Source organism: Geomonas diazotrophica, from assembly GCF_018919385.1.
Classification (GTDB): domain Bacteria; phylum Desulfobacterota; class Desulfuromonadia; order Geobacterales; family Geobacteraceae; genus Geomonas; species Geomonas diazotrophica.
This window is the reverse complement of the sequence record NZ_JAHLMF010000011.1, coordinates 56636-78586: the sequence shown is the minus strand read 5'-3', so window position 1 is coordinate 78586 and position 21951 is coordinate 56636. Positions and strand designations below refer to the sequence as shown.

The 21951-nt window shown below is 62.3% G+C and carries 18 protein-coding genes and 1 riboswitch; of the genes, 8 read left to right on the top strand and 10 right to left on the bottom strand.

The window, feature by feature from the left end:
- Positions 1 to 2: 2 nt before the first annotated feature.
- A complete protein-coding gene (gene ligA, locus KOM00_RS13205; protein ID WP_216499408.1) occupies positions 3 to 2009 on the bottom strand; it encodes an NAD-dependent DNA ligase LigA in 2007 nt (668 codons plus the stop codon).
- 209 nt (positions 2010 to 2218) lie between these two features.
- Here ligA and KOM00_RS13200 point away from each other — a divergent pair, with 209 nt between their 5' ends.
- The gene (locus tag KOM00_RS13200) at positions 2219 to 4255 is read left to right on the top strand and encodes an ATP-dependent helicase (RefSeq protein WP_216499407.1); all 2037 of its coding nucleotides are present in this window, start codon (positions 2219 to 2221) and stop codon (positions 4253 to 4255) included.
- Positions 4256 to 4285: 30 nt separating this feature from the next.
- Here KOM00_RS13200 and KOM00_RS13195 read toward each other — a convergent pair whose 3' ends face one another.
- Positions 4286 to 4921 carry a peroxiredoxin gene (locus KOM00_RS13195; RefSeq protein WP_216499406.1) on the bottom strand — a complete coding sequence of 212 codons (636 nt, stop codon included), beginning with the start codon at positions 4919 to 4921 and terminating at the stop codon, positions 4286 to 4288.
- Positions 4922 to 5116: 195 nt separating this feature from the next.
- Here KOM00_RS13195 and KOM00_RS13190 point away from each other — a divergent pair, with 195 nt between their 5' ends.
- Complete coding sequence (locus KOM00_RS13190) at positions 5117 to 5632, top strand: peptidylprolyl isomerase (RefSeq protein WP_216499405.1); 516 nt, start codon at positions 5117 to 5119, stop codon at positions 5630 to 5632.
- Between the two features lie 68 nt (positions 5633 to 5700).
- On the opposite strand, the gene KOM00_RS13185 is transcribed toward KOM00_RS13190, so the two are convergent.
- Positions 5701 to 6216 (bottom strand): hypothetical protein, encoded by a 516-nt coding sequence (locus KOM00_RS13185; RefSeq protein ID WP_216499404.1) that lies wholly within the window; start codon positions 6214 to 6216, stop codon positions 5701 to 5703.
- 265 nt (positions 6217 to 6481) lie between these two features.
- Here KOM00_RS13185 and metK point away from each other — a divergent pair, with 265 nt between their 5' ends.
- Positions 6482 to 7651, top strand: a complete 1170-nt coding sequence (gene metK / locus KOM00_RS13180; RefSeq protein ID WP_216499403.1) for a methionine adenosyltransferase — start codon at positions 6482 to 6484, stop codon at positions 7649 to 7651.
- A gap of 144 nt (positions 7652 to 7795) precedes the next feature.
- On the opposite strand, the gene KOM00_RS13175 is transcribed toward metK, so the two are convergent.
- On the bottom strand, positions 7796 to 8500 hold the full coding sequence (locus KOM00_RS13175; RefSeq protein ID WP_216499402.1) for a response regulator transcription factor: 705 nt from the start codon (positions 8498 to 8500) through the stop codon (positions 7796 to 7798).
- Between the two features lie 2 nt (positions 8501 to 8502).
- Positions 8503 to 9462, bottom strand: coding sequence for a sensor histidine kinase (locus KOM00_RS13170; RefSeq protein ID WP_216499401.1), 960 nt, complete (start codon positions 9460 to 9462; stop codon positions 8503 to 8505).
- Between the two features lie 144 nt (positions 9463 to 9606).
- On the opposite strand from KOM00_RS13170, the gene KOM00_RS13165 reads away from it, so the two are divergent.
- From KOM00_RS13165 to ahcY, 3 genes are all read left to right on the top strand, one after another.
- On the top strand, positions 9607 to 10698 hold the full coding sequence (locus KOM00_RS13165; protein ID WP_216499400.1) for an NAD(P)H-dependent flavin oxidoreductase: 1092 nt from the start codon (positions 9607 to 9609) through the stop codon (positions 10696 to 10698).
- A gap of 385 nt (positions 10699 to 11083) precedes the next feature.
- Positions 11084 to 12001, top strand: a complete 918-nt coding sequence (locus tag KOM00_RS13160; RefSeq protein ID WP_216499399.1) for an ArsR/SmtB family transcription factor — start codon at positions 11084 to 11086, stop codon at positions 11999 to 12001.
- Positions 12002 to 12165: 164 nt separating this feature from the next.
- Positions 12166 to 13560, top strand: coding sequence for an adenosylhomocysteinase (ahcY, locus tag KOM00_RS13155; RefSeq protein WP_216499398.1), 1395 nt, complete (start codon positions 12166 to 12168; stop codon positions 13558 to 13560).
- Between the two features lie 506 nt (positions 13561 to 14066).
- On the opposite strand, the gene KOM00_RS13150 is transcribed toward ahcY, so the two are convergent.
- The 5 genes from KOM00_RS13150 to KOM00_RS13130 form a co-directional block, all read right to left on the bottom strand.
- Positions 14067 to 15308: a molybdopterin molybdotransferase MoeA gene (locus KOM00_RS13150; protein ID WP_216499397.1), complete on the bottom strand. Its 1242-nt coding sequence runs from the start codon at positions 15306 to 15308 to the stop codon at positions 14067 to 14069.
- A gap of 164 nt (positions 15309 to 15472) precedes the next feature.
- Positions 15473 to 16324, bottom strand: a complete 852-nt coding sequence (locus KOM00_RS13145) for a HesA/MoeB/ThiF family protein (protein ID WP_216499396.1) — start codon at positions 16322 to 16324, stop codon at positions 15473 to 15475.
- A gap of 1 nt (position 16325) precedes the next feature.
- Positions 16326 to 16550 (bottom strand): MoaD/ThiS family protein, encoded by a 225-nt coding sequence (locus KOM00_RS13140; RefSeq protein WP_216499395.1) that lies wholly within the window; start codon positions 16548 to 16550, stop codon positions 16326 to 16328.
- A gap of 70 nt (positions 16551 to 16620) precedes the next feature.
- Entirely contained in the window at positions 16621 to 18351 is a 1731-nt protein-coding gene (locus KOM00_RS13135) for an aldehyde ferredoxin oxidoreductase family protein (RefSeq protein WP_216499394.1), read from the bottom strand.
- A 40-nt stretch (positions 18352 to 18391) separates the two neighbouring features.
- Positions 18392 to 18513, bottom strand: a riboswitch (molybdenum cofactor riboswitch).
- A gap of 255 nt (positions 18514 to 18768) precedes the next feature.
- Positions 18769 to 19932: an iron-containing alcohol dehydrogenase gene (locus KOM00_RS13130; protein WP_216499393.1), complete on the bottom strand. Its 1164-nt coding sequence runs from the start codon at positions 19930 to 19932 to the stop codon at positions 18769 to 18771.
- 489 nt (positions 19933 to 20421) lie between these two features.
- Here KOM00_RS13130 and moaA point away from each other — a divergent pair, with 489 nt between their 5' ends.
- Complete coding sequence (gene moaA, locus KOM00_RS13125; protein ID WP_216499392.1) at positions 20422 to 21402, top strand: GTP 3',8-cyclase MoaA; 981 nt, start codon at positions 20422 to 20424, stop codon at positions 21400 to 21402.
- Between the two features lie 109 nt (positions 21403 to 21511).
- Entirely contained in the window at positions 21512 to 21943 is a 432-nt protein-coding gene (locus KOM00_RS13120; protein ID WP_216499391.1) for an MOSC domain-containing protein, read from the top strand.
- Positions 21944 to 21951: the final 8 nt, after the last annotated feature.

Below are 21951 nucleotides of genomic sequence, written 5' to 3'. Positions count from 1 at the left end.
TTCTACTGCATCAACTCCAAAAACTCCTCTTCGGTCAAGACCCGCACGCCCAACTGGCGCGCCTTCTCCAGCTTGCTGCCGGCGTCGGCGCCGGCTACCACGTAGTCGGTCTTCTTCGAGACGCTCCCGGCGGCGTGGGCCCCTTCCTGCTCAACCATCTTCTTGGCCTCGTCGCGGGTGAACTTCTCCAGCGCTCCGGTGAAGACGAAGGTCTTGCCGGTGAACCTGCCGCCAACCCGCTTCTCCTCGACCTTGGGACTGACCCCGGCTTCCTTCAGCCGATCCAGCACCTTCAGGTTCTCTTCGTTTCTGAAGAAGTCGGCTATGCTGGTCGCAACCTGCGGACCGACTTCACGGATGCTGGTCAGTTCCTCCTCGCTCGCCTGCGCCAGGTTCTCGATGCTGCCGAAGGCGCCGGCCAGAAGCTTCGCGGTGTGCTCGCCGACGTGCCTGATACCGAGCGCGAAGATGAGCCGCGACAGGTCGCGCTCCTTGCTCGCCTGGATCGCGTTCAGCAGGTTCTCCGCGAGCTTTTTCCCCATGCGCTCGAACCGCATGAAGTCTTCTTCCTTGAGCGAGTAGATGTCGGCCACGTCATGGATCAGCTTCAGGCTCAAAAGCTGCTCGATGAACTTGTCGCCCAGCCCCTCGATGTCCATGGCGCGCCGGGAGGCGAAGTGCTTCACCCGCTCCAAAAGCTGCGCCGGGCAGGCAAGACCCACGCAGCGCACCGCCACCTCGTCCGGCAGGCGCACGACTTCGCCGCCGCAGACCGGGCAGCACTCCGGCACCTGCGGCTTGACCGCACCCTCCGGACGCTGGTCGAGGAGGGCCTGCACCACGGCCGGGATGACGTCGCCGGCACGCTCGACCACGACGGTGTCCCCCTCGCGGATGTCCTTTCTCTCCAGCTCTTCCCAGTTGTGCAGCGTGGCGCGTGATACCATGACGCCGGACACGTTCACCGGCTTCAGGAAGGCGACCGGCGTGATCACCCCGGTGCGCCCGACCGAGTGGAAGATCTTCTCCACGATGGTGGTCGCCTGGCGCGGAGGGAACTTCCAGGCGATGGCCCAGCGCGGAGAGCGGCTTTTCTCCCCCAACTCCCTTTGCATCTGGAAGGAATCCACCTTCACCACCACCCCGTCGATCTCGTAGGGAAGATCGTCACGCTTTTCCATCATCTCCTGGTAGTAGGCGAGCATCTCCGCTATGCCGTTCACCACGCGGGTCAGCGGGTTCACCGGCAGGCGCCACTCGGGGATCGTCCTGAGGAAATGGCTCTGTGACGAGAATTCCACCCCGCCCAACTCGCCGGGCGCGTAGCAGAAGATGCTCAAGGGACGCTTGGCGGTGATCCGTGAGTCGAGCTGACGCAGGGAGCCTGCCGCCGCGTTGCGGGGATTGGCAAAGGGTGCCTCGCCCGCCTCCTCCCGCTCCTGGTTGAACTTGCGAAAGGGAGCGAGGGGGAGATAGACCTCGCCGCGCACGGTGAGGAGCTCCGGCGGCTCCATCGTTTCCAGCCGCAGCGGCACGTCCTTGATGGTCTTCAGGTTCTGGGTCACGTCCTCGCCCACGACGCCGTCGCCCCGGGTGGAGCCGATGGCCAGAAGCCCCTCGCGGTAGACGAGCTCCACGGCGACGCCGTCCATCTTGGGCTCGCAGACGTAGGGAATCGAGGTGTCGGCGGCAAGCCCCAGAAAGCGCTTCACCCGGTCGTCGAAGTCGACCATGTCCTCTTCGGTGAAGGCGTTCTCCAGGGAGAGCATCGGCATGCTGTGGCGCACCTGGGTGAATTTCGCGAGCGGCCGGCCGCCGACCCTTCCGGTGGGAGAATCGGGGAGGGCGAGTTCCGGGAATTCTTTTTCCAGCCCCTGGAGTTCGCGGAACAGCGCGTCGTATTCGGCGTCCGTGACCTCCGGCATGTCCTGCTCGTAGTAAAGGCGGTTGTGGCGCTCGATCTCCTTCGAGAGCCAGGCGATGCGCTGGGCGGCGGCTTGTGCTTCCATGGTGAACCTCGTGGCGGTTTGTCTTGAACGGTGCTTTATATCACACCGCGCGGCAGTTTGGAACTGGCATGGATATAGCGCCTTGCATTGCCCTTTTGCTTCTGGTAACAATATCCGGCCGCACCTTTCCGGTGGCGGCTCTTTTTTGGCCCGCAGCGGAAAAACACGCGCCGCCGCTCTGGCGTAAGTATCCGCTTCATGAGGATTTCATGCTCGACCTGTCCCGTCTCAATCCCGAACAACTCGCCGCCGTGAAGCATACGGAAGGGGCCCTGCTGGTGCTTGCCGGCGCCGGGTCCGGCAAGACCGGGGTGATCACCTACCGCATCGCGCACCTGGTCCTGAACAAGCTGGTGCCGCCGGACCGCATCCTCGCCGTGACCTTCACCAACAAGGCGGCGAAGGAGATGAAGGAGCGGGTGGAGCACCTGGTGGGGCGCAAGGAATCCAAGGGGATCGTGCTTTCCACCTTCCACTCCCTGGGCGTCCGGGTCTTGAAGAGGGACATCGAGCGGCTCGGGTACAAGAAGAACTTCTCCATCTACTCCACGGCCGACCAGGTGGGGCTGGTGCGCCAGATCGTGCGCGAGGTGAACACCGACAGCAAGAAATACGACGCGGAGAGCATCATTTGGCGCATCTCCGGCGCCAAGAACAAGCTGATCCCTCCCGACCGCTATGCACCGAACCCGCTCGACGACGTGGACATGATGGCCGCGCTGGTCTACCCGCGCTACCAGTCCGCGCTGAAGGCGTTCAACGCCATCGACTTCGACGACATCATCATGCTGACGGCGGAACTTTTGCAGCACCACCCGCCGGTTCTCAAACACTGGCAGGAGCGCTTCAGCTACATCATGGTGGACGAGTACCAGGACACCAACTCCTCCCAGTACCTCCTGGTGAACCTCCTGGCCGCCGGCTGCAACAACCTCTGCGTGGTGGGGGACGACGACCAGTCCATCTACGGCTGGCGCGGCGCAGACGTCGGCAACATCCTCGACTTCGAGAAGGATTTCAAGGGGTGCCGCACCATAAAGCTGGAGCAGAACTACCGCTCCACCGGGAACATCCTCGAAGCCGCCAACAGCGTGATCGGCAACAACAAGGTGAGAAAGGCCAAGCGCCTCTGGACCGCCTCGGGGCAGGGGGCGCTCATCGACCTCTGCATCGTGCAGGACGACGAGGAGGAGGCGACCAGCGTGGTGGAGCGGATCCAGCTGGAGCGCTTCAAGAAGGACATCCCCTACAGCGACTTCGCCATCCTGTACCGCACCAACGCCCAGAGCCGCGCCTTCGAGGAGCAGCTCCGCTTCGAGGACATCCCCTACGTGCTGGTGGGGGGGACCCAGTTCTTCGAAAGGAAGGAGGTCAAGGACTCCCTCTCCTACCTGAAGGTGCTCGCCAACCCGTTGGACGAGGTGGCGCTCCTGCGCATCGTCAACTTCCCCAGGCGCGGCATCGGCGACAGCACCGTGATCCGCATCAACCAGTGGTCGCTGGAAAAGGAGATCCCGCTTTTTGAGGCGTTCAGCCGGGTGGGGGAGATCGAGGGGATCTCGGATGCGATCAGGGACAAGGTGCTCGGCTTTCACCAGACGCTGCTCGAAGCCGCCGACTCCTTCCGGGCGGAAGGGGGGCTGGCCGAGAAGGGGAAGACCCTCTTCGAGACACTGAAGATAGAAGAGGAGATCTACCGCACCATCGACGACCAAAAGGCCGCGCGCCGCAAGGTGGAGAACGTGGAGCAGATCATCAACTCCATGGCGGCCTACGAGGAGCGGGTGCCGCAGGCGACCCTGGGCGGTTTCATCGAGAAGGTGTCGCTCATGGACGAAGACCGCTTCTCGGGCAAGGACAAGAAGGACCACGGCAAGGACGCGGTGACGCTCATGTCGCTGCACTCCAGCAAGGGGCTCGAGTTCCCCTTCGTGTTCCTGGTGGGGATGGAGGACGAGATCCTGCCCCACAGAAGGGCGATCTACGAGGATGACAGCATCGACGAGGAGCGCCGCCTGTGCTACGTCGGCATCACGCGCGCGCGGCAGCAGCTGGTGATGACGCGCACGCTTTTCCGGAAGAAGTACGGCAAGCTCGAGGAGCGGGTCCCCTCGCGCTTTCTGGAGGAGATCCCGGCCACGGTGCTGAACGTGCAGCAAAGCGGGGTGGCCAAGGAAGTGGCGCCGGAGGAGGCGGAGAAGAGCGCAGAGGGTTTCTTCGCCAAGATGAGGGCCATGATGGGGTAGGGGGCGGGAGCCCGCCCCCGTCGGAGAGGGCTAGGGGTGGGGCTTGCCAAGGGTCTTCTGGCCCGGCTTCCACCCCAGGGGGCAGAGCGAGCCGGTCTGCAGCGCCTCGAGGACGCGCAGGGTCTCCTCCACGCTCCTGCCCACGTCGAGGTTGTGCACCACCTGGTACTGGAGCACGCCGTCCGGGTCGATGATGAACAGGGCGCGCAGGGCGACGCCTTCCTTATCGTCCAGGCAGCCGTACTTCTGCGCGACCTCCTTCTTGATATCGGAAAGCAGGGGGTACTGCAGGTTGCCCAGGTCGCCGCGCTGCACCCAGGCCAGGTGGGAGTACTTGCTGTCGGTCGAGGCGCCGAGGACCACGGTGTTCAGTTTCTCGAACTCGGGGAGCGCCTGGTTGAACCCCTTGATCTCGGTGGGGCAGACGAAGGTGAAGTCCATGGGGTAGAAGAAGAGGAGCACCCACTTGCCGCGGTAGTCGTCGAGGGAGATCTGCTTGAACTCCTTGCCGGCGGTGGTGCCGACCCACGCGTCCAGCCTGAAGTTGGGAGCCGGGTCGCCGACCTTGGCGACCTGCTGCAGGTCATCTACGGCCGCTGCGGGCAGCGCGCTGGTGAAAAGTGAGAGTGTCAGTGCCGCCAAGAGTGTGATGGTTGAGAGTTTCATTCGGACCGCTCCTGTGAATATTTTAATGCCGTAAGCTGCATTGCAAGACTGGTTCTGGTACAATCACTGACTGTACATGATACCGTAGCTACAGCGCTCCAACCAGTAAAAACTTCCCAGGCAGCCCGTTGTATGGTATTCAAGACCGCTGCAACCCGTAATAGATGTATCAAACCACTATAAAGGAGCAACATAATGACTGAAGAAAAAAATCCCGTAGTCGTCATGGAGACCTCGATGGGCACCGTTAAGATCGAGCTCTTCAAGGACAAGGCTCCCATCTCCGTGCGCAACTTCCTTTCCTACGTGAAAGACGCCTACTACGACGGCACCATCTTCCACCGCGTGATCAAGAGCTTCATGGTCCAGGGAGGCGGGCTGGACGAGAACATGCAGCCTAAGAAGACCAAGTTCGCCATCAAGAACGAGGCCACCAACGGCCTGAAGAACGTGCGTGGCACCCTGGCCATGGCCCGTACCTCCGTAGTCGACAGCGCCACCTCCCAGTTCTTCATCAACGTCGTGGACAACGCGTTCCTCGACCACGCCGGCAAGACCCCGGATCGTTTCGGCTATGCAGTTTTCGGGCAGGTGATCGAGGGGATGGATGTGGTCGACGCCATTCGCGAAGTGAAAACCGGCAACAAGGCAGGCCACCAGGACGTGCCGGTGGAGCCGGTCTTCATCAACTCCCTCAAGCTGGCCGAGTAGGGAAGGAACGGGCTCCCCCACGGGGGGAAGACGAAGAGGTGAGCGGCTGGCGGAAATCCGTCAGCCGCTCATTGCGTCTGCAGGGTCAATCTCGCGGTGATTCCGGGGATGACGACGCCGTTGCCGTCGCGTGCGGAAAAGCTCTCCAGCGTGAAGGCGTCGGCCGTGGGGGGCGCGCCCGCGGCGACCTGGCAGGTGAGGGTCGCCAGGGGGCCGACGGTGAGCCCGCCGGGATGGGCCACGTTCACCAGCAGCAGCGGGCCCGATCCCGCTCCGGCGGGCTGCAGGAAGCTGGCACCGGCGTAACTGCCGCTGACGGCAGGGGCCAGCATCCCGTCAGGGAGCAGACTGCTGCCGTCAGCGGTCGGGAGCGAGACTCCAGCGGGGAGGTGCAGGGTGAATTGCGCGGCATAAAAGACCGAATCAGCGGCAGGTCCCAGCGTGCCGACGGTGAGGCGCGCCGTACCGGCCGCGGGCTCCGGTGTCAGCACGCTGCCGTCGTCCCCGGAGGCGCCGTTCGAGCCGGAGCCACCGCCGCAAGCCCCAAGGAGCAGACACAGCATCGCCAGCCAAAGCACTCTCATCTGATCCTCCTCCGGAAGCATCGATTCTGCCAAAGGTGACGTATGAATAGGGCAATCAGCGCCAGCCAGGCTCAACGGAAAAGATTGTATCGGGAGTTTTGTTGGAATCAACTAATTATAAGCGACGTTGTCTGGTATCGGGGTGCGGGGCGGTGGAACTGATTGATATTGGTCGCATTCAATTATTGACAAAGGTAATCGCCAACTATACAATCTGCAAGCTTTACAGCTACCTGCTATACACTTCGTTAGGGGGTTTTACCTTATGGAAATGAAGGACTTTATCTTTACGTCCGAGTCTGTTTCGGAAGGGCATCCGGACAAGGTTGCCGACCAGGTATCCGACGCGATCCTCGATGCGATCCTGGCCCAGGATCCCAAGTCTCGCGTGGCCTGTGAAACGCTGGTGACCACCGGTATGGCGGTCATCGCCGGTGAAATCACCACCAACGCTATAATCGACTACCCAAAGATCGTCCGCGAGACCATCCGCGAGATAGGCTACAACGATTCCGCCATGGGCTTCGACTGGGAGACCTGCGCGGTGCTCACCTCCATCGACAAGCAGTCCCCCGACATCGCCCAGGGCGTCACCGAAGGCGAGGGGATGTTCAAGGAGCAGGGCGCCGGCGACCAGGGGCTCATGTTCGGCTTCGCCTGCAACGAGACCCCTGAGCTGATGCCTATGTCGATCCTCATGGCGCACAAGCTGGTTTCCAGGCTTGCTGACGTCAGGAAGACCGGCGTGCTCGACTTCCTCCGTCCGGACTCCAAGTCCCAGGTTTCCATCCAGTACATCGATGACAAGCCGGTTCACGTCGACACCGTGGTCATCTCCTCGCAGCACTCCCCCGAGGTCTCTTACGAGATGATCAAGGAAGGGATCATCGAGGAGGTCGTCAAGAAGATCATCCCGGCCAACCTGATGGACGCCAACACCAAGTTCCTGATCAACCCGACCGGCCGTTTCGTCATCGGCGGTCCGATGGGCGACTGCGGTCTCACCGGCCGCAAGATCATCGTGGACAGCTACGGCGGGCACGGCGCCCACGGCGGCGGCGCGTTCTCGGGCAAAGACCCCTCCAAGGTGGACCGTTCCGCAGCCTACATGGGGCGCTACGTCGCCAAGAACCTGGTGGCTTCCGGCGTCTGCGAGCGTTGCGAAGTGCAGGTGGCCTACGCCATCGGCGTCGCCGAGCCGGTTTCCGTCATGGTTGACTGCAACGGCACCGGGAAGATCCCGAGCAAGCGCATCTCCGAGATCGTGCGCGAGGTGTTCGACCTCCGTCCGCGTGCCATCATCGAGCAGCTCGACCTGCTGCGTCCGATCTACAAGAAGACCGCAGCCTACGGCCACTTCGGCCGCGAGCTCCCCGAGTTCACCTGGGAGCGCACCGACAAGGCCGCCCTCATCAGGGAGAAGGCGGGACTCTAAAACCGGTTCAATAAAACAGGTTCTAAGTTCTACGTTCTACGTTTAAAAAGCAAAAGGCCTTCCGGATTCCGGAGGGCCTTTTGCTTTAGAGACGACTGTTTGTTGTTCAACTTAGAACGTGGAACATAGAACGTAGAACGGTTTCTAGCTCTTCCTGCTGAACCGATACCCCACGCCGCGCACGGTCTGGAAGAACACGGGACGCGAGGGCTCGGGCTCGAAATACTTCCTGAGCCGCACGATGAAGTTGTCCAGGGTCCTGGTCTCGGCGTCGGTGGCATATCCCCAGACGTTTTCCAGGATCTCGCCGCGCGGTATGGCTTCCCCTTCACGATGGAAGAACAGCGACAGCATGCGCACTTCGAGGTCGGTGAGATCGATCTCCCCCTGCCTGGTCCTGGCCCGGTAGGAAAGCAGGAACACCTCGTTGTCCCCGAAGCGGTACCCTTCCTCCACCGGCTCCGGCCGATACCAGGCGCTGCGCCGCAGCATCCCGGAAACCCTTAGCAGGAACTCCTTCAGGTTGAATGGTTTGACCAGGTAATCGTCGGCGCCGGCGGCGAGTCCCGAGATCCGGTCGCTCTCGGCGGAGCGCGCGGTGAGCATCAGCACCGGCACCCTCGAATCGAGCCCCCGGATCTGCTGGCAAACATCGAAACCGCCGATGCCGGGGAGCATAACGTCCAGGATGATCAGGTCAAACTTCTCCATGGTGACCTTCTCGAGCGCCTCCTCGCCGCTCTCCACGTGGCTCACAAGGTAACCTTCCTGTTCCAGGTTGAAGGTGATGCCGCGCGCGAGGTGCATCTCGTCCTCGACAAGCAGTATGTGCGGTTTTTCGCCGGACATGCCTAACCTCTTTGCTGCCTGCCATGAAGTGGCAGGGTGATGTGGAAGGTGCAGCCTTTGCCGAGCCCCGGGCTCTCGACCGAGATCTTGCCGCCGTGGGCGTTCACCACGGACCTCACGATATAGAGCCCCAGGCCGGTCCCCCTGATGTTCTCACCGGGGGTGCGCACCCGGTAGAACATGTCGAAGATCTTCTCCAGTTCGTTCTTCTTGAGCCCCTTGCCGTTGTCCTGGAACTCGATCAGGCACTGCCTGCCGCTTACGCTGCGCTTGAGCGAAACCCTGATCTCCGGGGAAACCGGCGAGTAGAGCAGCGCATTCTCGAAGAGGTTCCTGAGTGCCATCTCCATTCCTTCGACGTCGATGGTGGCGTTGATGTTGGGTTCCACTTCCAGGGTGAGCTTTCCTCCCTCGGGGAGGTCGCTGCTCTTGCCCTGCAGGTAGTTGGTGACGAACTCGGAGAAGTCGATCTTCTTCGCCTTGTCGCTCAGTTGGCGGAATTCGATCCTGGTCGCCATGAGCAGGTTGCTGGTCAGCACGTTGAGTCGTTCGGTATCGGCGAGCATGGTGTCGATGAAACCGTCCAGCTTTTCCTTGGGGAGGTCCCTCATCTTCACCGTCTCCAGGTGCAACTGGATGGAGGCGAGCGGCGACTTGAGTTCGTGGGTCAACTGGGAGATGTAGCTGCGCTGCTGGAGGTAGAGCTTGGCCTGGCGGCGCCAGTAGAGAAAGATGATATAGACACCGGCCAGGATGGCGATCGCCATCAGGAGCCCCTCGACCAGGACGATCCACTCCATCCCCTGGGTCAGCAGTTCCGGTTTGTAGCGCAAGGCCAGGTTGCGGAACTCTTTGCTCCTGCCGATGAACCAGTAGATCCAGGAGATGACCATCACCACCCAGATCAGCTGGATCCCTATCAGTGCAATCAACGGGTTGGACAGTTTCCGGTTCATTTTCATGCCCCACTGGTAGCATCGCTGCCGGCTTTTTGCAAGGGGTATCTGTGGGGGGAGAGGCTCCTTTGTTTTACAGTACTATTACAAAAGAATTTGAGGTTCTCTGTTAATGTGTTTACGGTGCAGTCAGACAGTCAGGAGGAGCATATGTTCAAACCGTTGCGCATTGGCAAACACGAGGCACGTTACCCGCTGATCCAGGGCGGCATGGGGGTCAGGATCTCCGCAGGATCTCTGGCAGGGCACGTCGCCAAGTGCGGCGGGGTCGGGCTGGTGGCATCCCCCGGCATAACCTTGAATAGCGAGTTTTTCAACGGCAAGAACTACCTGAAAAGCAACTGTCTGGCCTTGAAAGAAGAGATCCGCAAAGCCTACGAGATAGCCCCGGACGGCATCATCGGTGTCAACGTCATGGTCGCACTTTCCGACTTCGAGGAACTGGTGGCGGCTTCCGTCGAGGCGGGAGCCAAGGTCTTGGTCTGCGGCGCCGGGCTGCCCATGACCCTTCCCGGGCTGACCGCACACGCGCCTGATGTGGCGCTGGTTCCCATCGTCTCTTCCGTACGTGCCGCCCAGTTGATCGCCAAGAAGTGGGACAAGGCCTACAACCGTCTCCCTGATGCCGTCGTCGTCGAGGACCCGGACACCGCCGGCGGACACCTGGGCGAGAAGATGGAGAACATCGGCACCGGTGAATACGACCAGTACGAGACCGTGCGCGGCGTTAAGGCGTTCTTCCTCAGCGAGTACGGCCTGGACATCCCGATCATCGCGGCCGGCGGCATCTGGGACCGCGCCGACCTGCTCCACGCCTTGGCCGAAGGGGCCGATGGGGTGCAGATGGCCAGCCGTTTCGTCACCACCGTCGAGTGCGATGCCGAGGATGCCTTCAAGCAGGCCTACCTCGACTGCAAGAAAGAGGACATCGGCCTGATCATGAGCCCCGCCGGCTTGCCCGGCCGCGCCATCCTCACCAACCAGGAAGGGATCATGGCCTACGACCGCGACCACGCCTCGGCCTGCTCGTATGGCTGTCTCAAGAAGTGCTCCTTCAAGGAGAGCGGCGAACGTTTCTGCATCGTCAAGTCGCTGGACCGCGCCCAGCGCGGCGAGGTCGACTCGGGCCTCATCTTCTGCGGTACCAACGCCTGGAAAGCAACCCGCATGGAGACGGTCCAGGAGATCTTCGACGAGCTCTTCGCCGAGGTAGCCGCCGTCGCCGAGGACCAGGCCGCCTGACGGAACCTACACCGAAATGTCGACAATCCCCCTGTAGCTTCGCGCTGCAGGGGGATTTTTCGTTTAACGCCAACCAAACCATGGCCATCGAGGGGGAGCCCTGAGGAAAAACGAATCTGAAACGCCGACAGGTCGGAGCGTCCCCTCTCCCCCTGGGAGAGGGTGCCCGAAGGGCGGGTGAGGGCGATGGCGCCTCCTGCGCCCTTGCCTTGCGGCGCCCCTCACCCCCGACCCCTCTCCCGGCGGGCGAGGGGGGCAAACCCCATCGGCGGAGTCGTCCGGCCAATGAGCGGTAAATAATATGGTTTTCGCCTTGCCAGCAGCAGTGCGTCGTGGTATATCAAGAAAACTTGATTTAAGATAATCGCCAAGGTTGATATACCCTATGCTGGAACTTTTCAAAGCGCTGGCCGATCCGTGCCGGCTACGCCTGGTGGCCCTGCTGCTCAAGTCGGAACTCACCGTCCAGGAACTGACCCAGATCATGGGGATGGGGCAGTCGCGCATCTCCCGGCACCTGAAGATTTTGGCGGAGGCGGGTGTGCTATCGGTGAAGCGCCAGGGGACTTGGAGCTACTACCGCGCAGGGGAACAGAACCCATTTTTCAGCGCCATAAGACCCGAGTTTGAACGCGCGCTGGAACAGCTTCCCGAACGCCGCAACGATCTTGCCGCCGTGGCGCAGGCGCTGGAGGCACGCCGCAAGCGGAGCCTCGAATTCTTCGACCGGCACGCCGCCCAGTGGGACGAACTGTCGCGTACCCTGCTGCCGGTGCCGGAGTACCAGGAGGGGCTGCTCGCGCTGGTTCCCGAGGTCCCCGTGCTGCTGGAGATCGGCGTTGGCACCGGGACCCTGATGGCTGAACTGGCCCGCAAGGCAAAGCAGGTGATCGGTGTCGATCATTCCCCTGCCATGCTGGTGGAGGCGCGGCGGCGCCTGGTCCAGGACGGTGTCCCGGGAGCCGAACTCCGGCTCGGAGAGATGACCCATCTTCCCATCGCAAATGGGGGCGTGGGGTGCGTGATAGCCAACATGGTGCTGCATCATGCCCCCGACCCGCAGGCGGTGCTGGCGGAGATGGCGCGGGTGCTCCAGCCGCAGGGAATCGTGGTGTTGGCCGATCTGGCGCGCCATGAGCGCGAGTGGGCCCGGGAGCAGTTGGCCGACCAGTGGCTGGGCTTCGAGGAGGAGGAGCTCAAGGCATGGCTGGCAGGGGCCGGGCTTTCCGAGATCGCCGTGCAGCGTGTCGCCGCCGCAAACGGTGCCGAGGACGTGCTGCTGGTGAGGGCGGTGAAACAGTAACCCCTCTCCCTTGGGGAGGGTTCCCGATAGGGCGGGTGAGGGCATTCTTGCAACGGATGGTGCAGATTGCAGCTCCCTCACCCCTGCCCTTCTCCCGGAGGGCGAGGGGAGTCTCTAAGTACAAAACGAAGCGCAGAAGCTAATCCATCGAAAGGAGAAGTAACGTGACCAAGGACTACATCGTAAAGGATATGTCGCTGGCCGATTGGGGCCGCAAGGAGATGATCATCGCAGAAACCGAGATGCCGGGGCTCATGGCGATCCGCGAGGAGTACGCCGCCGCCCAGCCGCTCAAGGGGGCGCGCATCGCCGGCTCGCTGCACATGACCATCCAGACCGCCATGCTCATCGAGACGCTGACCGCGCTGGGCGCCGAGGTGCGCTGGGCCTCCTGCAACATTTTCTCCACCCAGGACCACGCCGCCGCGGCCATCGCCGCCGCAGGCATCCCGGTCTTCGCGCACAAGGGTGAGACGCTGGCCGAATACTGGGACTACACCCACAAGATCTTCGAATGGCACGACGGCGGATCCCCGAACATGATCCTCGACGACGGCGGCGACGCCACCCTGCTGCTGCACCTGGGGAGCGACGCTGAGAAGGATCCTTCCGTGATCGCCAACCCGACCTGCGAGGAGGAGCAGTTCCTGTTCGCGGCCATCAAGAAGCGCCTTGCCGAGCAGCCTGGCTGGTACTCCAAGACCGCGGCCTGCATCAAGGGTGTCACCGAGGAGACCACCACCGGTGTGCACCGCCTGTACCAGATGTACGAGAAGGGCACCCTGAAGTTCCCGGCCATCAACGTGAACGACTCGGTCACCAAGTCCAAGTTCGACAACATCTACGGCTGCCGCGAGTCCCTCATGGACGGCATCAAGCGCGCCACCGACGTCATGGTGGCCGGCAAGGTGGCGGTCATCTGCGGTTACGGCGACGTGGGCAAGGGTTGCGCCCAGGCGATGCGCGGGCTGCAGGCCCAGGTCTGGGTCACCGAGGTCGACCCGATCTGCGCGCTGCAGGCGGCCATGGAAGGGTACAAGGTGGTCACCATGGAGTGGGCGGCCGACAAGGCCGACATCTTTGTCACCACCACCGGCAACATCGACGTCATCACCCACGACCACATGAAGGCGATGAAGCACAACGCCATCGTCTGCAACATCGGGCATTTCGACAACGAGATCGAGGTGGCCAAGCTCAAGCAGTACAAGTGGGAAAACATCAAGCCGCAGGTCGACCACGTCATCTTCCCGGACGGCAAGCGCATCATCCTCCTCGCCGAAGGGCGCCTGGTGAACCTGGGCTGCGCCACCGGCCACCCCTCCTACGTCATGTCCTCCTCCTTCGCCAACCAGACCCTGGCGCAGATGGAGATCTTCTGCAACCCGGGCAAATATCCCGTCGGCGTCTACATCCTTCCGAAGGAGCTGGACGAGAAGGTGGCGCGCCTGCAGCTGAAGACCCTCGGCGCCATGCTCACCGAGCTGACCGACGCCCAGGCCGCCTACATCGGCGTCAAGAAGGAAGGACCGTACAAGTCGGAGCATTACAGGTATTAAAAGGCAACGGACGTTCAACGTTCTACGTGGCGGCATTGCCGGCATCAACCGCAGCGGGGGCGAATGAGGTGACGGCCTTGTAGGGGCAAATAATTATTTGCCCAGCCGTCGGTGCCCCGACCTCTGCCGATGGTGAAAGAGGCGCAGGTGCGGTAAGGGGGGCGAATGATTATTCGCCCCTACGGTTGGTGCGAGGGGAAATATCATCACAACAAAAAGAAAGGGCGCCTGCTTTTAGCGGCGCCCTTTCTTATCCTTCCTGCTCTTTCTCTTCTTCCTTCTTCTTACCCCGGTCCCCGGAGCATGCGGGAGACATTCAAGTCTCGATCCCCATGCGGGGCAGGATGAAGCGCTGCAACACGATCCACCCCACAACGATCCCACCTAAAATCAACATCTCTTGCATATTTCACCTCCCGAATCCTACCATCCGCTTTATCGCATATTCGGGAAGGAAAATATACCAAATTAATTATTATTATCACCCGTTCAGCTTTGGTTCTGCTTCAGGCACAGCACCTTATGCCGACTTCAGCCTCGCTCAAAAGGTCCACCTCCCTCAACAGCGCCAAGTCCACTTCACTCCCGGCCGGGATGAAGGTGGCGTCACAGGGGAGGGCGGCCAGGGCATCGCACCTGGTCATGGTGCTCAGGATGGCGGTGTGTTGCTCGCCGGCGCAATAGGCGACGTGCCTGCCATGCCGTTTCTTGACCGTCACCCTGATGAAGTGCAGCTTGCCGGGTTTTTTGTGGGCGTCCTCGGCGAGTATCCCCTTCACGAAGGGGGGAAGCACCCTTTTGTGTCCCATCATCTTCAGAAGGGCGGGCTTCACCAACAGCTCGAAGGTCACCATGGTCGATACCGGGTTGCCGGGGAGCGAGAAGATCGGCTTTCCCTGCCATACCGAGAAGGCGGTGGGGCCGCCCGGCTTCATCCCTATCTTCCAGAACTGCTCCTCGGCGCCGAGGCTTGCGGCAACCTCCCGGACCAGGTCGCGGTCACCGGCGGAGACGCCTGCCGAGGTGATCAGGGCGTCGCAGCAAAGTCCCTCCTGCATCTTGTCGCTGTGGCTTTCCAGGTTGTCACGCGCGATTCCGAGCAGCACCGGTTCCGCCCCCGCCTCGCGCACAGCGGCGGCGAGCGACAGGGCGTTGGAGTTGATCACCTTGCCGGACCTCGGGCTCTCGCCCAGCTCGATGAGCTCGTCTCCGGTGGAGAGGATGGCTACCCGTGCCTTGCGGTACACCGGCACCAGCGCCTGCCCCATGGCCGCCAGCATGCCGATCTCGGCGGGACGGACCTGGCTGCCGGCCAGGAGTACCTGGGTGCCGGAGGCGACGTCGCTTCCCTTGATCCGGACGTGCTGTTTGGGGAGCACCTTCTGGTTGATGACAACCTGGTCCCCAGCCTGTTCTGTTTCCTCGATCGGGACCACGGCGTTGCAACCGGGGGGGATGGGGGCGCCGGTCATGATCCGCACCGCGCAACCGACGGTCACGGCGGGGCATTCCTCGCCGCCGGCCGGGAGGAAGCCGGTAATCATGAGTCGGGTGGGGACCGAGGTGCAGTCGGCGGCGTGTACGGCATAGCCGTCCATGGCCGAATTGTCGTACTGCGGCAGGTCCCACGGGGCGATGATGTCCCTGCTCACCACGCGCCCCAGGGCGTCGGACAGCGGTACGTTTTCTTCTCCCAGCGGGGCGACGTGGGCCAGTATGATGCCTCGCGCTTCTTCAAAGCTTGGCATGATGCACCTCAGTGCTCTATGCGGCGTCGTCGACGGCGTCGCTTGTTTTTTTAGCGGCAGCGTTGCCGCTTTGAAGCGTATCCCTTACCCCAGTCCCCATTCCGCCTGAGGACGTGAGTCCGCGGCGGACGAAGGCCCTGACGGCGAGGAGGGAAGCGGGACTGTCAGGCGGCGTCCACCAGGGTGACCGGGGCCGGAGCGTAGGAGATTTCCTGCATCTCCATTTCCAGCAGGTCGATGGAGAGCTTGCGGTTTCGGAGCGGTTCACCCTTGCCGAGGAGAATCTTGCAGACCTCAGCTACCTCGAGGCTTGCCACGACGGCCGGGGTGAATGCGGGGTTGCCGAGTTGCTGTTCGATTCCCTTGCCGGCGACCCAGTGGCGGTAGATCTGCTGCACGGTGGTCTCGCCGGGGAACTGGGAGGCGACGTGGCCGTACCAGCCGCCGATGGCGCCGTGCACCATGGGGATGCCGGCCAGGTTGCAGAATTCGGCCAGCTGCAGCCGATACGAGATGCTGTCCAGGGCATCAACCGCCACGTGCGTTCCCGCCAGCAGTTCGAAACCGTTGGCCAGGCAGAAGGCGTCCTGGATGGCGGTGACTGTGACGGCGGGATTGACCTGTGCCAGCCGCTCGGCCGCTGCCGCCACCTTGGGCTGTCCCAGGTTGGCAGGGGAGGAGAGGATCTGCCGGTTCAGGTTGTGTTCCTCGAAGATGTCCGGGTCGATGGCTACGATCTGTCCCACCCCCAGGCGCGCCAGCTCTTCCAGGATGTAGCCGCCCAGGCCGCCGCAGCCGATCACCGCAACGCGGCTTTGGAACAGGCGCAGCTGCTCCTCGATCTGGATCATGTTCTTGTTGCGCTGGTAGCGGGCCGGGAAGATCCCGTTTTGCAGGGCGAGCAGTTCGACCGCGGCGTGGCTCAGGCTGAAGCGCTTTGCGGTTGCGTCCTGGGCACTCCAGGGGAGCAGGCCGTCCTTGGTCTGCTCTTTCAGGAAAGTGATGACCTTGCGCATATCAGCCTCCTCCGACCAAGGGAAAGAGCGAGAGGGTATCGCCGTGGCTCAACGTGCTGTCGAGTTCACCGTGCCGGCCGTTCAGCATCACGATGCCGATCTCTTCCTCGGTGAGTCCCAGCCCCAGCACTACTTGGCGCACGTCGGTCCCCTCGGGTAATTCCTGCTCGGCGACCTTGAACCTGCCGTTTCTGAACGTGGCGAAAAGCTTGAGTGTTATCTTCATGCGGCACCTGCTTGTTGGCTCAAACGGAAAAACCCGGCGTGACTTCCGTCACGCCGGGTAATGGTGGTTCCTAGAAGTTCCAGAACTCGTCGATTTCCGCATCGGTGAAGTCCCACACCGCGTTGTGCGGTGCGACCGGCTCGGTCTTGAAGAAGTCCGGCAGGCGGTCGTGGACGCTGGTGAGGCCGGCTTTCTGGTTGAAGTCACGCTCCAGTTTCAGGATGTGCTTGCCCAGGTTGGTGACGTCGTCGCCGGTGAGGGCGATGCCGAAGCGGGCGTTGATCATGTCGATCAGGGCCGGCAGGCACTCCGGGATGTCCAGCGCCGGGAAGGCGACGAAGATGCACATACCGGTCGAGTCGACCGCTGCGGTAGCGATCTGCAGGTTACGGGAGAGCTCGACCTGGCCGTCCTTCTTGAGCGGATCGACGTAGCCGCCGACGTTCAGGATGTTGGTGGCGATGGTGTAGCCGGAGGTGTGGTCGGCGCCCATGGTGGAGGTGGCGTAGGTGATGCCGATCCCCTTGACGGAGCGCGGATCGTAGGCCGGGATGCCCTGGTTCTTGACCACCGGTACGCGGGTTACGCCGTAGGTGCGGCCGACAGAACCGGCGCCGCCGCCCAGGACGCGGCCCAGCGCGGTCCCCTTGGCGATTTCCTCGGTCAGCAGGCGGAGCATCTCCTTGGAGTCGCCCCAGTTAAGGATGCCGGCCTCCATGGCCACGCCGAACATGACCGCGGTCTCGATGGAGTCGATCCCGATGTCGTCCATCAGGTTGTCGGCGCGGGCGATGTCGTCCAGGTTGTCGATGCAGCAGTCGGCGCCCAGGCCCCAGATGGTCTCGTACTCGAAACCGGAGGTGACGTACTTGCCGTCCTTGTCGTTGTAGACCTGCGAGCACTGGATGATGCAGCCGGCGTGGCAGCCGTGCTTGACCTTCCCGCCGCGCGCCGCGATGGTGTCGTGCATGGTCTCGCCGGAGATCTTGTCGTGGCCTTCGAACTGGCCGACGGTGAAGTTCTTGGTCGGCAGGCCGCCGGCCTCGTTGAGGATGTTGACCAGGACGTTGGTGCCGTAGGTCGGCAGGCCCTCGCCGGAAACCGGGTGGTCGAGGAGCGCCTTGGCGAACACCTTGGCTGCGCCCTTGAATTTCTCGGGATCGGCGATCTTCACGCCCGGGGCGCCTTCGCCGTCGATGGAGATGAACTTGATCTGCTTGGAGCCCATGACTGCGCCCAGGCCGCCACGGCCGTGGCTGCGGATCTTGCTGTCCGGGTCCTTGACGGAGATGTTGGCGGCGGTCATCTTCAGTTCGCCGGCCGGGCCGATGGTGAGAACGCCGGTTTTCTTGCCCAGGCGCGCCTCGACCGCGTCGATGACGGCGAAGTTACCAAGACCGAGCAGTTCCTTCTCCTCGCTGATGGTGACGCCGTTTACGCCCACGGCCAGGTTGTACCATGCGCCGGTTTTCGGAGCGCCTTCGATGATCAGGGCCTTGATGCCGAGTTTGGCCAGCATCTGGGCCGCGGTGCCGCCTGCGTTGCTCTCCTTGATGCCGCCGGTGAGCGGGCTCTTGGCGCCTGCGGAGAGGCGGCCGGAGTTGGCAGCCGGGGTGCCGGTCAGAAGACCCGGTGCGAAGACCAGCTTGTTATCGGCGGAAAGCGCGTGGCAGGTCGGCGGCACTTCGGCGGCCACGATGGTGGAGGTGAGACCACGGCCACCCAGGCCTGCCCATGCTGCCGGGACTTCTTCGATCTTGGTGGTGAGGTCGGTCATGTTGACGCGAAAAATCTTATCCATGCTTTTCAAGCTCCCTGTTTTTATTTAGTTCTACCGGCGGTACCCGACGGCCGGGACTCCTTTCCAAGAGGGAGGCTCCGCCGTTTCCAGCGAAACCCGTTGGCCTGGAGCCATGAGGGACGTGCCCTTTTAGGCTGCGACGGCTCGGAGATTTTTTGATGCGTGACTGACCCGACACCGCTTACGCATCTCTTGCATGTGTTCGGGCCTGCGCGCCGGTTGGGCCCGCAGGCGGTTTGAAGCGGGGCGAATGAGTATTCGCCCCTACAGGTGTTCAGGTATCTGCCGCCGGACCGCCAGCAGGCGATCTTTTGGCTCCCCCTGGAGGGGTGGGTGCCATCAGTGATGCCGGTGGCGCCTTCCCCCTCACCCTGTCCCCCCCCCGCAAGGGGGGAGGGACGTTGGGGCAAGTGCCTACTACATTGCGTCCTTGAAGATCTGGATGACCTGCTCGAGGGTCGCTTTGCGCGGGTTGGTGAACTGGCAAGCGTCCTTCTTTGCGTTCTCTGCCATGATGGCCAGGTCCTCTTCCTTGACATTGAGGGCCTTGAGGCCGGTCGGGATGCCGATGGAAGCGGAGAGGGTGCGGATCCTGTCGATCGCTTTCTGGCCGGCTTCGGTCACGGAGAGGCCGTCGACGTTCTCGCCCAGAGCCTTGGCGATGTCAGCGAAACGCTTCGGGCAGGCGATCAGGTTGTACTGGCTGACGGCCGGCAGCAGGATGGCGTTGCAGACGCCGTGCGGCAGGTTGTAGAAGCCGCCCAGCTGGTGAGCCATGGAGTGAACGTAGCCAAGCGACGCGTTGTTGAACGCCATGCCGGCCAGGTACTCGGCGTAAGCCATCCTGTCGCGTGCCTCGAGGTCTTCGCCGTTGGCGACAGCCTTGGAGAGGTACTCGGCGATCAGCTCGATGGCTTTGATGGCACAGGCGTCGGTGATCGGGGTGGCGATGGTGGAGACGTATGCCTCAACCGCGTGGGTCAGGGCGTCCATGCCGGTGGCAGCGGTCAGAGCTGCCGGCTTGCCGACCATGAGCAGCGGGTCGTTGATGGCGATGTTCGGAGTGCAGCGCCAGTCGACGATGGCCATCTTTACGTGGGTGTCGGTGTTGGTGATGATGCAGAAGCGGGTCATTTCGGAAGCGGTACCGGCGGTGGTGTTGATAGCGACGAATGCCGGCATGGATTTGGTGGACTTGTTCACGCCTTCGAAGTCGCGGATGTGGCCGCCGTTGCCGATGACCAGGCCGATGCCCTTACCACAGTCGTGGGAGGAGCCGCCGCCCAGGGAGATGATCGCGTCGCAACCGTTTTCCTGGTATGCCTTCACGCCGTCGTGCACGTTGATGTCGGTCGGGTTCGGCTCGGCGCCGTCGAAGATGACAGCTTTAACGCCGGCAGCTTCCACCTGCTCCTTGATCTTGTCGGCAACGCCCATGGCCGAGAGGCCTTTGTCGGTGACGATCAGCGCCTTGGATGCGCCCAGTGCCTTGACCTGCTCGCCGGTTTCCTTAGCGGAACCAACGCCCATCAGCGATACCGTCGGAATGAAGAAACCGTAAGTCTGCTCTCCTAATGCCATTTTCATTTCCCCCTGTTGTTTTTCCGGGATGACCCGGTTCTTTTTGTTTTTAAGAAGGTGGTGCGGTGTTGCATACACTTTCCTAAAACGGTTTTCTACACTATCGCAAGGGGCGTACCAGAATTTGCCGTAAACACAATTTTTCGGGATACTGAATAATATTCACAAGATACCGTATACTTAACGATCGCTCTGTTTACCTCCCGGCTAGCCCCCTCCAAAGTTGCGTCCTCAAATCGAACAGTTGCGACGTTCCACAATGGAACATTTGCTCTTTTGTGGAACGGCCGTTTTGATCCGCCGACCAGGCTCGCACTCCCCGCCCGCGTGTTGAATTCAAAAAGACAAAAATCGGTTCGTTTCCCATGTATTCACCAGCTTAGTTCCTCCCTCATTAGTGCCGGATCCCGCTTTTTGCTCCGTATCGGGACAATTGGTATCGATATTGCCTTTGTATACGGCGAGGCGTGTTTCCGAAGGGAGTAAGGCATGGCACTGATCGATACCTACGGCAGGCGGATCAACTACTTAAGACTCTCGGTCACCGACCGCTGCAACATGCGCTGCTGTTACTGCATGCCGGCACAGGGGGTGGCGAAGCTCGAGCATAAAGAGATGCTGAGCTACGAAGAGCTCTATCGCGTCTCCGCTGCCTGCGTGGCACAGGGGATAGAGAAGATAAGGGTGACCGGCGGGGAACCGCTGGTGCGCAGGGGGCTGGTCGATTTCCTGGGGCGCCTGTCGGCGCTGCCGGGGTTGAAGGAACTGGTGCTGACCACCAACGGGCTGCTGCTCGAGGAGCTGGCCCGCCCGCTTAAAGAGGCCGGGGTGGCCAGGCTCAACATCAGCCTCGACTCCCTGCAGCCGGAAACCTTCGCCAGGATCACCCGGGGCGCCGACCTGAACCGGGTGCTGGCCGGGATCGAAGCGGCGGAGCAGGCGGGGTTCGGCCCGCTCAAGATCAACATGGTGGTGATGCGCGGCGTGAACGACCAGGAGATCCTGGACTTCGCGGCGCTCACCCTGGAAAAGCCGTTCACGGTCCGTTTCATAGAGTACATGCCGACCTTGAAGGACGAGGGGTGGGGTGCCCAGAGCATGCCGGGAAGCGAGATCCTCGCAGCCATCGGCGAGCGCTATCCGCTCCTGCCGCTGGTCAGCTCGGAGATGGCGGGACCGGCCAGGAACTACAAGATACAGGGGGCGTCGGGCGCCATCGGGATCATCACCCCGGTCTCCGGCCACTTCTGCGAGAGCTGCAACCGGATCAGGATCACGGCGACCGGCCGGGTGCGCGGCTGCCTCTTCTCGGACCAGGGGACGGAGCTTAAGCCGCTTCTGGCCTCCGGGGACCCCGAAGCGCTTGAGCAGACCCTGCGTCGCATCGTGACCCAGAAGCCGGGAAGGCACCATATCGCGGAAGAAGGGGCCGAGCAGTCGGTGGTGAACATGTCGAGGATCGGCGGGTAAAGGCAGGGGCTAGGGACTAGGGGCCAGGGGCTAGCGAAAAAACGGGGTACAGGGGACTGGCTCCGCAGGTGCCTGTCCCCCTGACTACCCGGCTCACATGGAGGAAGTTATGAGCGCATCGGTAGTGGCGGTCAACATAAGCCGCAACAAGGGCGAGAGAAAGAAGGCGGCGCCGGAGGTGCACCTTAGGGAGAACTTCGGCATCATCGGTGACGGTCACGCGGGGGATTGGCATCGCCAGGTGAGCCTCCTCGCCCAGGAGAGCATCGACAAGATGGTGCAACTGGGGCTTTCTGTGGGCGCCGGGGACTTCGCGGAAAACATCACCACGCGGGGGATCGACCTGATGCACCTCCCGATCGGCGCGCGGCTCGGCATCGGGCCGGTGGTGCTGGAGATCTCCCAGATCGGGAAGGTCTGCCACACCCGCTGCGCCATCTACTACCAGGCCGGCGACTGCGTCATGCCCAAGGAAGGTGTCTTTGCCACGGTGGTAAGCGGCGGGGTGGTGCGCCCCGACGACAAGATCGAGCTGCTTTAAGCGCAGCA